The sequence below is a fragment of the Mycobacterium sp. E796 genome (genome assembly GCF_001672815.1).
GTDB lineage: Bacteria > Actinomycetota > Actinomycetes > Mycobacteriales > Mycobacteriaceae > Mycobacterium.
Map to the genome: position 1 here is coordinate 16667 of NZ_LZKK01000285.1, position 11977 is coordinate 28643.

Annotated in this window: 11 protein-coding genes; 5 read left to right on the forward strand and 6 right to left on the reverse strand. The window is 67.7% G+C overall.

Features of this window, described 5'->3' with window-relative positions; all coding sequences use genetic code 11:
* Positions 1–3 precede the first annotated feature (3 nt).
* The 3 genes from A5706_RS21780 to A5706_RS21790 all read right to left on the reverse strand — a co-directional run bounded on the left by A5706_RS21780 (position 4) and on the right by A5706_RS21790 (position 2136).
* Positions 4–768 (reverse strand): ABC transporter permease, encoded by a 765-nt coding sequence (locus A5706_RS21780; RefSeq protein WP_068135165.1) that lies wholly within the window; start codon positions 766–768, stop codon positions 4–6.
* A gap of 237 nt (positions 769–1005) precedes the next feature.
* Positions 1006–1920, reverse strand: a complete 915-nt coding sequence (locus tag A5706_RS21785) for a 3-oxoacyl-ACP reductase (RefSeq protein WP_068135166.1) — start codon at positions 1918–1920, stop codon at positions 1006–1008.
* Between the two features lie 24 nt (positions 1921–1944).
* Positions 1945–2136: a ferredoxin gene (locus tag A5706_RS21790; protein ID WP_068105780.1), complete on the reverse strand. Its 192-nt coding sequence runs from the start codon at positions 2134–2136 to the stop codon at positions 1945–1947.
* A gap of 189 nt (positions 2137–2325) precedes the next feature.
* Between A5706_RS21790 and A5706_RS21795 the strand changes: the two genes are divergently transcribed.
* The 4 genes from A5706_RS21795 to A5706_RS21810 are packed head-to-tail and all read left to right on the forward strand — an operon-like array spanning position 2326 to position 6879.
* A complete protein-coding gene (locus A5706_RS21795) occupies positions 2326–3507 on the forward strand; it encodes an acyl-CoA dehydrogenase (RefSeq protein WP_068135169.1) in 1182 nt (393 codons plus the stop codon).
* A 30-nt stretch (positions 3508–3537) separates the two neighbouring features.
* On the forward strand, positions 3538–4635 hold the full coding sequence (locus A5706_RS21800; protein ID WP_068135174.1) for an acyl-CoA dehydrogenase family protein: 1098 nt from the start codon (positions 3538–3540) through the stop codon (positions 4633–4635).
* 40 nt (positions 4636–4675) lie between these two features.
* On the forward strand, positions 4676–6184 hold the full coding sequence (fadD17, locus tag A5706_RS21805; protein WP_156767269.1) for a long-chain-fatty-acid--CoA ligase FadD17: 1509 nt from the start codon (positions 4676–4678) through the stop codon (positions 6182–6184).
* Complete coding sequence (locus A5706_RS21810) at positions 6166–6879, forward strand: hypothetical protein (RefSeq protein WP_068135177.1); 714 nt, start codon at positions 6166–6168, stop codon at positions 6877–6879. The genes fadD17 and A5706_RS21810 overlap by 19 nt, the downstream gene beginning before the upstream one ends.
* Before the next feature lie 22 nt (positions 6880–6901).
* On the opposite strand, the gene A5706_RS21815 is transcribed toward A5706_RS21810, so the two are convergent.
* Genes A5706_RS21815 through A5706_RS21825 form a run of 3 tightly spaced genes read right to left on the reverse strand, consistent with a single transcriptional unit; the run spans position 6902 to position 10966 of the window.
* Entirely contained in the window at positions 6902–8452 is a 1551-nt protein-coding gene (locus tag A5706_RS21815; RefSeq protein WP_068135181.1) for an acetolactate synthase large subunit, read from the reverse strand.
* Entirely contained in the window at positions 8449–9273 is an 825-nt protein-coding gene (locus A5706_RS21820; protein WP_068135183.1) for an amidohydrolase family protein, read from the reverse strand. The genes A5706_RS21815 and A5706_RS21820 overlap by 4 nt, the downstream gene beginning before the upstream one ends.
* Before the next feature lie 52 nt (positions 9274–9325).
* A complete protein-coding gene (locus A5706_RS21825; protein ID WP_068135187.1) occupies positions 9326–10966 on the reverse strand; it encodes an acyl-CoA synthetase in 1641 nt (546 codons plus the stop codon).
* A gap of 64 nt (positions 10967–11030) precedes the next feature.
* Here A5706_RS21825 and A5706_RS21830 point away from each other — a divergent pair, with 64 nt between their 5' ends.
* Positions 11031–11843, forward strand: coding sequence for a crotonase/enoyl-CoA hydratase family protein (locus tag A5706_RS21830; protein WP_068135189.1), 813 nt, complete (start codon positions 11031–11033; stop codon positions 11841–11843).
* Positions 11844–11977: the final 134 nt, after the last annotated feature.

An 11977-nucleotide genomic window follows, 5' to 3' on the forward strand; every position in this document is an offset into this window, starting at 1 on the left:
TGCTCACTTGGCGGTGATCCGCACGCCGATGGCCGTCATGACGACGTTGATGACGAACAGGCAGATGAACGCGTAGACGACGGTCTCGTTGACCGCGTTGCCGACGCCCTTCGGTCCGCCCTTGACGGTCAGGCCGCGGTAACACCCGACCAGCCCGGCCATCACGCCGAACAGCAGCGCTTTGACCTCGGCGAGGACCAACTCGCGCAAGCCGGTGAGCACGGTCAGGCCGTTGATGAACGCGCCCGGGTTGACGCCCTGCAGGAAGACCGAGAACACGTAACCGCCGGACAGGCCGATGGCGCACACCAGGCCGTTGAGCAGCAGCGCGACCACCGTCGACGCCAAAACCCTTGGCACCACGAGCCGGTGGACCGGGTCGATGCCGAGCACGCGCATCGCGTCGATCTCTTCCCGGATGGTGCGGGCACCGAGGTCGGCGCAGATCGCGGTGGCGCCTGCGCCCGCGACGACGAGCACCGTCACCACCGGGCCGAGCTGGGTGATGGTGCCGAAAGCCGTTCCGGCGCCCGACAAGTCGGCGGCGCCGATCTCGCGCAGCAGGATGTTGAGGGTGAATGCGACCAGCACGGTGAACGGGATGGACACCAGCAGCGTCGGCACCAGCGATACCCGGGCGATCATCCACGTCTGTTCGAGGAACTCGCCAAATTGAAACGGCCGTCGAAAAGTCTCGCGGCCGGTGTCGATCATCATCTCGAAGAACCCGCCGACAGCGCGAGCGGGAACCGAAAGTTGTTCTATCAACTTAGCCGCCCCCCTCTGCTGCTCGCGGCGAAGCCTGTGTGTCGCCTTAACGTTGTCTTCGGTCGCATGCGGCTCGGTGTCAGCCGGATCATATTAACTCAGAGAAAGAGCACCATGTCAATGAACAGCATTTCCGTATCCGAACCGTTAATTTGGCCAGGTCAGGGGTGTTGTTGAGGGTTCAATCTGACACGTGTTCTACTCGGCATTTTCAGCTAAAAAAGCGGGTTTACCCCGTCATTGCTCCATGAGGTTGACGGCGGAAAAGTTCCGCTCCGGATCGCGTCCAGCAAAGTATTCCTGGAGGGCGCCGCTGAGCTGGCCGGGCTCCCAGGCCGGCCCGTCCGCCTTGAATCTGTGCTCGGCCGTCGGTGCGGCGACAAGTGTCACCTGCGGCCCGTAAACGATGAAGACCTGCCCGTTGACCTCCGCGGCAGCGGGCGATGACAAGAACTTGACCAGGCTCACCACGTGCTCGGGCGAGAGCGGGTCGATGCCGCCTTCCTCCACCTCCGGTGCGTCACCGAAGACGTCGGCCGTCATCGCCGTGCGGGCCCGCGGGCAGATCGCGTTCGCGCACACTCCGTAGCGGCCGAGCGCCCGCGCGGCCGTGAGGGTGAGCGAGATGATGCCGGCCTTGGCCGCGCCGTAATTGGCCTGCCCCACCGGCCCGACCAGGCCGGCTTCTGATGCGGTGTTGACGATCCTGCCGAAGATCTGACCGCCCGCGTCCTTTGCCTTGCCGCGCCAGTAGGTGGCCGCGTTGCGGGTCAGCAGGAAATGGCCGCGCAGGTGCACGGCGATGACGATGTCCCATTCCTCGTCGGACATGTTGAACAGCATCCGGTCGCGGGTGATCCCGGCGTTGTTCACCACGATGTCCAGGCCGCCCAGCCCGTCGGCGGTGGCCACGAGCTCGTCGGCGGTCGCGCGCTGGCTAATGTCGCCGGCCACCGCGACCGCCTTGGCCCCTGCCGAGTTGATCTCGTCGATGACGTCGGAGGCGTCCAGCGCGGCGGCGATGTCGTTGACGACGACGGTGGCGCCCAGCCCGGCCAAGCCGAGCGCCTCGGCGCGCCCCAGCCCCGCGGCCGCGCCGGTTACCACCGCGACCTTTCCGGATAGATCGGTCGCGTTTGTGCTGCTAGTCAATTTATGAATACCTCTAGTCTGTGTTCAGTCTTCTCGGAGCAGCGCGGCGCGCGGGCACTCGGCGATCGCCTGCTCGGCCAGCTGCTCCCGGTCGGGCGGAATCGGATCGATCTTCACGACGGCATAGTCTTCATCGTCCAGATCGAAGAGGTCGGGTGCGATTCCCAAGCACACCGCGTTCCCTTCACACCGGTCACGATCCACGATCACCCGCACGGCACCCTCCTCGAAACTGGCCCTCAACCTGAGCACACGCCCTATCGGTTCGTAGGTCCACCATAGGGCCCCGGTGCGCCAGGCGAAACGGTCGCTGGATTCCCAGACTAGAACGTGTTACAACCGGGGAGGCGAACGGGTAGCCGTTGGTCGAGCTACGCGTGTCACGTTAACCAAAGGACGGCTGGAATGCGCATCAGTTACACCCCTGAACAGGAGGAGCTGCGTCGCGAGCTGCGGTCGTACTTCACCAAGCTCATGACCCCGGAGCGTCGCGCGGCGCTGACGTCGACCGAGGGCGAGGTCGGGACCGGCAACGCGTATCGCGACACCGTCGCGCAGATGGGCAAGGACGGGTGGCTCACCCTGAACTGGCCCAAGGAGTACGGCGGCCAGGACCGCTCCCCGATGGACTCGCTGATCTTCACCGACGAGGCCGCGGTCGCCGGCGTGCCCGTGCCGTTCCTGACGATCAACAGCGTGGCGCCGACCATCATGGCCTTCGGCACCGACGAGCAGAAGAAGTTCTTCCTGCCCAAAATCGCGGCCGGCGAACTGCATTTCTCCATCGGCTACTCCGAGCCCGGCGCCGGGACCGACCTGGCCAACCTGCGCACCACCGCGGTGCGCGACGGCGACGACTACGTGATCAACGGCCAGAAGATGTGGACCAGCCTGATCGCCTATGCCGACTGGGTCTGGCTGGCGGTGCGCACCAACCCGGAGGCCAAGAAGCACCGCGGCATCTCGATGCTGACCGTGCCGACCACCGCCGAGGGCTTCTCCTGGACGCCGGTGCACACCATGGCCGGTGTGGACACCAGTGCCACGTATTACTCCGACGTGCGGGTGCCCGTGACCAACCTGATCGGCGAGGAGAACGGCGGCTGGAAACTGGTGACCAACCAGCTCAACCACGAGCGGGTCGCGCTGGTGTCGCCGCAACCGATCTTCCTGGCCCTGCGCGAGGTTCGCGAGTGGGCGCAGAACACCAAGGACGGCGGCGGAGCCCGGCTCATCGACTCCGAGTGGGTGCAGCTGAATCTGGCCCGGGTGCACGCCAAGGCCGAGGTGCTCAAGCTGATCAACTGGGAGCTCGCGTCGTCGGACAGCGAATCGCTGAACCCGGCGGACGCGTCGGCGGCCAAGGTCTACGGGACCGAGCTCGCGACGGAGGCCTACCGGCTACTGATGGAGGTGCTCGGCACCGCGGCGACGGTCCGCCAGGATTCGCCGGGTTCGCTGCTGCGCAGCCGGGTCGAGCGGATGCACCGGGCCTGCCTGATCCTGACGTTCGGCGGCGGCACCAACGAAGTGCAGCGCGACATCATCGGGGTGGTCGCGCTGGGCCTGCCCCGAGCCAACCGCTAGAGCTTCCTCTATATATAAGGACGAGAATTCATGGACTTCACGACGACAGAAGCGGCACAGGACCTCGGCGGGTTGGTCGACACCATCGTGGACGCGGTGTGCACGCCGCAGCACCACCGCGAGCTGGACGGGCTGGAGCAACGATTCGACCGCGCGCTGTGGGACAAGCTGGTCGAGGCCGACATCCTGACCAGCGCGGCGCCGGCGTCATTGGGCGGCGACGGCTTCGGCGTGCTCGAGCAGGTCGCCATTCTGGTGGCGCTGGGCCACCAGCTGGCCGCGGTGCCCTACCTGGAATCGGTGGTGCTGGGCGCCGGGGCGCTGGCCCGGTTCGGCTCCGAGGAACTGCAGCAGGCCTGGGGCGCGCCGGCGGTGCGGGGTGAGAAGATCCTCACCGTCGCGCTCGACGGCGAGATGGGTGAGGGGGCCGTGCAAGCGGTCAGCGACGGTGCGGGCTACCGCCTGACCGGGACGCGCACCCAGATCGGCTTCGCGCCCGTCGCCGACGCCTTCCTGGTTCCGACCGAAACCGATTCCGGGGCAGCCGTTTTCCTCGTCGCAGCCGACGACCCGGGCGTCACGGTGACGGCGCTGCAGACCACCGGCCGGGGCAGTGTCGGGCACCTGGCGCTGGACGGGACGCAGGTGGACGCCGCGCGGATCGTGGGTGACGGCGTTGTCGCCGTCTGGCTCGACACGCTGATTACCCTGGGGCGCAGCGCGTTTCAGCTCGGGGTGCTTGAGCGAGGATTGCAGATGACGGCCGAATACGCGCGCACCCGTGAGCAGTTCGACCGCCCGATCGGCAGCTTCCAGGCGGTGGGACAGCGGCTGGCCGACGGGTACATCGACGTCAAGGGATTGCGGTTGACGCTCACCCAGGCGGCCTGGCGGGTGTCGGAGGACATGGCCGCCGACATCGACGTGGCCAGCGCGGCGTTTTGGGCCGCCGACGCCGGGCACCGGGTGGCGCACACCATCGTGCACATCCACGGTGGCGTCGGCGTCGACACCGATCACCCGGTGCACCGTTACTTCCTGGCCGCCAAGGAAATCGAGTTCGCGTTGCACGGCGCCACCGGACAGTTGCGCCGCATCGGCCGCGAACTGGCGGAAACGCCGGCCTGAGGGCGACGTCCGTGGCACAGGCGGGGTCACCGTGGGCTTCGTGATCCCAGCCGACCCGACCGTCACCAAGCTCCTGGTTCCGCTGGCCGAAATCGACGACCGCGGCGTCTATTTCGAGGACACGTTCGTCAGCTGGCGTGATCACCTCCGGCACGGTGCCACGATCGCGGCGGCGCTGCGTGCGCGCCTCGACCCGGCCAAGCCGCCGCACGTCGGCGTGCTGCTGGAGAACACCCCGTTCTTCTCGGCGATGCTGGTGGCAGCCGGGATGTCCGGCATCGTGCCGGTGGGGCTCAACCCGGTGCGCCGCGGTGAGGCGCTGGCCCGCGACATCGCCCACGCCGACTGTCAAGTGGTGCTTGCCGATTCGAAGTCGGCCGAGCCGCTGGGCGACATCGAACATGTCAACGTCGAGTCCGCGGCGTGGACCGCCGAGCTGGACGCGCATCGCGACGCCGAGCCCCGTTTTCAGTCCGCCTCGGCCGCGGACCTGTTCATGCTGATCTTCACCTCGGGCACCAGCGGGGAACCCAAGGCGGTGAAGTGCAGCCATGGCAAGGTCGCGATCGCCGGCGTGACGATGACGCAGCGCTTCGGCCTGGGGCGCGACGACGTCTGCTACGTGTCGATGCCGTTGTTCCATTCCAACGCGGTGCTGGTCGGCTGGGCGGTGGCCACGGCATGCCAGGGGTCAATGGCGTTGCGGCGCAAGTTCTCCGCGTCTGGCTTCTTGCCGGACGTCCGCCGCTACGGCGCCACCTACGCCAACTACGTCGGCAAGCCGTTGTCGTACGTGCTCGCCACGCCGGAGCGGCCCGACGACGCCGACAACCCACTGCGGGCGGTCTACGGCAACGAGGGCGTGCCCGGCGACATCGAACGCTTCGGCCACAGGTTCGGGTGCGTCGTACAGGACGGGTTCGGCTCGACCGAGGGCGGTGTGGCGATCGCCCGCACGCCCGACACCCCGCCGGGCGCGCTGGGCCCGCTGCCGGAGGGCGTCGACATCGTCGACCCCGACACCGGCGAGCCGTGCCCCGTCGGGGTGGTCGGCGAGATCGTGAACACCGCCGGGCCAGGCCGCTTCGAGGGTTACTACAACGACGAGGCCGCCGAGGCAGAGCGGATGGCCGGCGGCATCTACCACAGCGGCGACCTGGGCTACCGCGACGAGGCCGGCTACGCGTATTTCGCCGGACGGCTTGGTGATTGGATGCGGGTGGACGGGGAGAACCTGGGCGCGGCCCCGATCGAGCGCGTGCTGCTGCGCTACCCCGACGCCACCGAGGTCGCGGTGTACGCGGTGCCCGACCCGGTCGTCGGCGACCAGGTGATGGCCGCGTTGGTCATGGCGGCCGGCGTCGAGTTCGATCCCGAAAAGTTCCGGGCTTTCCTGGCCGAACAACCCGACCTGGGCCCCAAGCAGTGGCCGTCGTACGTGCGGGTGAGCGCTGAGCTACCGCGAACGGTGACCTTCAAGGTGCTCAAGCGGCAGTTGTCGGCGCAGGGTGTCGACTGCGGTGATCCGGTATGGCCGATTCGCCGGTAGCGCCCCCCATCGAGGCGAGCTTCGGGAACCTGGCCGCCACCGTCCCCGCGACCATCGGCATCGCGATCGCTCGCCCGGGTATTGCCGAGGTGTACTCGTTGGGCCGGTGGTCGTCCGGCGTCGCATGGTCAACGATCAAGGTGCCGTTGGCGATTGCGGCCCTGCGCGCCGATCCGGGGCGCGCCCGGGATCTGGTCGTCAAGGCCATCACCGAATCCGACAACCATGCCTCCGAGCAATTGTGGTCCCAGCTGGGCGAGCCGGCGGAGGCCGCCGGGCGGGTGGGCGCCGTCGTCAACGAATGCGGCGACCCGGACACCGTGGTCGAATGGCAACGACTTCGACGCGGCTACACCGCGTTTGGGCAGACGCAATGGGCGCTGGGCCGGCAGGCGCGCTTCGCCGCAAAGCTTCCGGGCATCGCCGACGCGGCCCCCGTCGTCGACCTCATGCGCCGCCTCACTCCCGCCCAACGATGGGGGTTGGCCGCCAAAGGGTTCGCCGCCAAGGGGGGTTGGGGCCCCGGGGTGCGCGGCGACTACCTGGTCAGGCAATTCGGCATCGTGCCAACGGATTCCGGGCATGTGGGTGTGGCGCTGGCGGCCCAGGCCCACGCGTTCGAGGCCGGCGTCGAGGTCGTCGACGCGATGACGGACTGGCTCGTCGCACACCTTCCGGCGCTGAGCGAGCGGTGAGGCGGCGCACGGCCGCCCAATCCTAGCCCGTCAGTGAGGGCACCACGGCGTCAATCAGATGCGGCCCCGGTTCGGCCAGTGCCACGCGGAGGGCATCGGCGAACTCCTCGGCCGTGGTGACGCGCCGCGCGGGCACTCCCATGCCCTCGGCGATCTTGACGAAATCCATGGTGGGACGCGATAAGTCGAGCAGGTCGAGCGCCTTGGGGCCGGGCGACGACCCGGCCCCGACGCGGCCCAGCTCGATCCGCAAGATGTCGTAGGCGCTGTTGTCGTAGAGCACGGTGGTCACGTTGAGGTTTTCGCGCGCCTGGGTCCACAACCCCGAGATCGTGTACATCGACGACCCGTCGGATTCCAGGCACAGCACCGGACGATCGGGCGCGGCCACCGCGGCCCCCACCGCGGCGGGAATACCGTAGCCGATCGCGCCGCCGGTCAGCGTCAGCCAATCATGGGCCGGCGCACCGGCCGTGGCCCGCTCCAGCATGATGCCCGACGTGTTCGACTCGTCGACGACGATCGCCCCTTCCGGCAGGAGCGCCCCGATCACCTCGGCCGCCGACGCGGACGTCAGCGCACCCGTGGGCAGCTGCGGACGCGACGCGGCCGCCAGCGGGGCGGCCGTCCCGGGCGCCACCTCCTCGGCCAACGCAACCAAAGCGTTTGCGGCGCAGTTGTATTCGGCGAGCACATGCACCTGGCAGCCGGCCGGCACCAGGTCGCTGGGCATGCCCGGGTAGGCGAAGAACGACACCGGCGACTTGGCGCCCGCCAGCACCAGGTGCTTGGCGCCGTTGAGCTGGGCGGTGGCCGCCTCGGCGAAGTAGGCCAGCCGCTCGACGGCGGGGACCCCGGCGCCGCGCTCCAGCCGGGCCGGGAACGTCTCGCACAACAGCCTGGCCCCGGTCGCCTCGGCGATTCGGGCGGCCGCCGCCAGCCCGGGCCCTCGGGTGGCGTCGCCGCCGATCATGAGCACCGCGGGCTCCCCCGAACGCAAAACCTCGAGCACCTCGGACGCCAGGGCGGGATCGGGTCGCGGCGGCTCGGCGGGCGGAGTTCGCGCCGGTTGCCCGCCGTCCGACCAGGACACGTCAGCGGGCAGGATCAGCGTCGAAATATGCGATCCCGACCGGCTGGCGGCGATCGCCTCCGCGGCGTCGGACGCGACGTCGGCGGTCTGCTCGGTGCGGCGCAGCCATCCCGAGACGGTGCCGGCCAGGGCGTCGATGTCGGATTCCAGTGGGGCGTCGTACTTTTTGTGATAGGTGGCGTGGTCGCCGACGACCACCACCATCGGCACCCGGGCGCGGCGCGCGTTGTGCAGGTTGGCGAGGCCGTTACCCAGCCCGGGGCCCAGGTGCAACAGCACCGCGGCCGGCCGACCGGCCATGCGCGCGTATCCGTCGGCCGCGCCGGTGGCCACTCCCTCGAAAAGGGCCAGCACGCCCCGCATTTGGGGCACCGCGTCGAGTGCGGCCACGAAGTGCATCTCCGAGGTGCCGGGATTGGCGAAGCACACGTCGACGCCGCCGTCGGCCAGGGTATTGATCAGGGCTTGTGCGCCGTTCACCTGTTTGCCTCCAGTTTGAAAACACGTTGGGCGTTGCCGCGCAAGAAGTCTCGGCGGGCGTCGTCGCTGAGCCCAAGTTCATCCAGTCCCGCGAGAGCGTGGCTGTGGATGATCATCGGGTAGTTGGTGCCGAACAAGACCTTGCGTTGCCCGGTGCCGGTTTTCATGAACCTGACGAGCTCTTCCGGCAGCCGCTTGATGGTGTAGGCCGAGGTGTCGATGTAGACGTTCTCGTGCTTGCGGGCGACGGCCACCATCTCCTCGGTCCACGGGTAGCCGACGTGGCCGCAGACGATGACCAGTTCGGGAAAGTCGAGGGCCACCTGGTCGATGTAGGGAATCGGCCGCCCGGTCTCCGACGGCCGCAGCGGGCCGGTGTGACCGACCTGGGTGCAGAACGGCACCCCGGACTCCACGCATTCCGCGAACAGCGGGTAGTAGCGGCGGTCGGTAGGGGGCGCATCCCACAACCAGGGCACCACCCGCAAGCCGAGGAATCCCTCCTTCAGGCGGCGCCGCAGTTCGCGGACCGCGACCATCGGGCGATCGAGGTCGACCGTGGCCAGACCGGCGAACCGGGTCGGGTGCGACCGCACCCATCCCGCGACCTCGTCGTTGGAGACCAAGTCCTGGCCGGCCGGGCCGAGCCACGCACTCAGCACGCCGAAGTCGACGCCGGCGGCGTCCATCGCCGCGAGGGTTGCTTCGATCGGGACGTCGGTGTCGGGGATCGATCCCCCGGTCCAACGCCGCAGCGAGGCCAGCATGTCGCTGCGCAGAAACCGTTGCGTCGGATGTTGCATCCACACGTCGATCGTCATCGCGATTCGACTCTAGACCCACCACGCAGTGGGTCACGCCACTAGGAGCCGGTCAGGTTGTTACGTGGCTCGCATGCACTTCGTCGGCGGGGCGCGCCTCGGTCTGCTCCTTGGCCCACCGGTAGTCGGGCTTGCCCGCGGGCGACCGCTTGACCTCGTCGACCAGCCAAAGGCTCCGTGGCACTTTGTATCCCGCGATCTCGGAGCGCACGAAGCTGTCCAGCTCCGCGAGCGAGGGCCGAGCCCCGGGCCGCGCCTGCACGACGGCGGCCACATGCTGTCCGTAGCGGGGATCGGGCACGCCGACCACCAGGGCATCGAAGACGTCGGGGTGGCCCTTGAGCGCGGCCTCGACCTCCTCGGGGTAGATCTTCTCGCCGCCGCTGTTGATCGACACCGAGCCGCGGCCCAGCATCGTGACCGTGCCGTCCTCCTCGACCAAGGCCCAGTCGCCCGGGATCGCGTAGCGAACACCGTTGATGGTCCGGAACGTTTCGGCCGTCTTCTTCTCGTCCTTGTAGTAGCCGACCGGGATGTTGCCCTTCTTGGCGATGAAACCGCGCACGCCCGAGCCGGGCTTCACCTCGTTGCCGTCCTCGTCGAGCACGACGGTGCGGTGGTCGATCGTGACGCGGGGCCCACCGCTGTGCGGGGCGTCTTTGGCGACGATGCTGGTGCCACCAAAGCCGGTCTCCGAGGAGCCGATCGAGTCGGTGATGACCCGGTTGGGCAGCAGCTCGAGCAGGCGCTCCTTGATGCTCGGCGAGAACAACGCCGCGGTGCTGCCCAGCATGAACAGCGACGACAGGTCGTAGTCGTTTTGCTTGTCAAGCGCATCGAGCAACGGCCGGGCCATCGCGTCGCCGGTGAAGAACAGCATGTTCACCTTGTGATCGTGGATCGTGCGCCAGACCTCGTCGGCGTTGAATTCCGGTGTCAGAACGGTGGTTTGGCCCGAGAAGAGCGCCCTCCAGGTGGCCGACTGGGTGGCGCCGTGGATCATCGGCGGAATCGGATAGTGGATCATCGGCGGGTTGGTGGCGGCGGCCTTGGCCAGATCGTATTCGTCCTTGACGAATTCACCCGTGGCGAAGTCGGTTCCACCGAGCAGCACCCGGTAGACGTCCTCGTGACGCCACATCACGCCCTTCGGAAACCCGGTGGTGCCACCGGTGTACAGCAGGTAGATGTCGTCGGCGCTGCGCGGGCCGAAGTCACGCTCGGGCGAGCTGTCGGCGAACGCTCCGTAGAACTCGACCCCACCGTAGCGCTGGTAGTCGTTGTCGGAGCCGTCCTCGATGACGAGAATCGTCTTGACGTTCGGGGTGTCCGGCAGCACGTTGGCGACGCGGTCGGAGTACTGGCGCTCGTGGACCAGGGCGACCATGTCGGAGTTGTCGAACAAGTAGCGCAGCTCGCCCTCGACGTAGCGGTAATTGACGTTGACGATGATCGCGCCGGCCTTGACGATGCCGAGCATCGCGATGACGATCTCGATGCGGTTGCGGCAGTAAAGCCCGACCTTGTCGTCCTTCTTGACGCCCTGGTCGATCAGGTAGTGGGCGAAACGGTTGGCCTTCTCCTCCAGCTCGGCGTAGGTGAGCTTCTCGTCGCCGGAGATGAGGGCAACACGGTCAGGCACAGCGTCGATGGCGTGCTCGGCAAGGTCGGCAATATTCAGGGCCACGGCCACCAAATTAGAACGTGTTACATTTCTTGACAAGCTCACCCCCAACGCCGACCGAAAGGCACCCGCCGTGGCCGAGTCTCCAGCAAACGAGCAAACGGGACCTGACGCACTCGTCGAACAGCGCGGTCACACCCTGATCGTCACGTTGAACCGGCCGCACGCCCGTAACGCGCTGAGCACCGAAATGATGGAAATCATGGTTCAGGCCTGGGACCGCGTCGACGATGACGACGACATCCGGTGCTGCATCCTGACGGGGGCCGGTGGCTACTTCTGCGCCGGCATGGATCTCAAGACGGCGACCAAGAAACCGCCGGGCGACTCCTTCAAGGACGGCAGCTACGACCCGTCACGGATCGACGCGTTGCTCAAGGGGCGCCGACTGACAAAACCGCTCATCGCGGCCGTCGAGGGACCCGCGATCGCCGGAGGAACCGAGATCCTGCAGGGCACCGACATCCGGGTGGCCGGTGAGAGCGCCAAATTCGGCATCTCGGAAGCCAAGTGGAGCCTGTACCCGATGGGCGGGTCCGCCGTGCGGCTGGTGCGGCAGATCCCCTACACGGTGGCCTGCGACCTGCTGCTGACCGGACGGCACATCACCGCCGCCGAAGCGAAGGAGATGGGCCTGATCGGGCACGTCGTCCCGGACGGTCAGGCACTGACCAAGGCACTGGAGATCGCCGAGATCATCGAGAACAACGGCCCGCTTGCCGTTCAGGCGATCCTGCGGGCGATCCGGGAAACCGAGGGATTGCACGAGAACGACGCGTTCAAGATCGACACCCAGATCGGCATCAAGGTGTTCCTGTCCGACGACGCCAAGGAAGGCCCGCGGGCCTTCGCCGAGAAGCGCAAGCCCGAGTTCAAGAACCGCTAACGCACCATTCGCCACACCAGCACCTCTGCTGGGTGAGTGCCTTGGTGCCCGCCTCACAGAAGCCCTGTGTCAAGTAGCGGTTTCTGAGCGCTGGTTGAGCAGGGTTTGGAGGGCTTGGTGTTGGGCGGGATCGT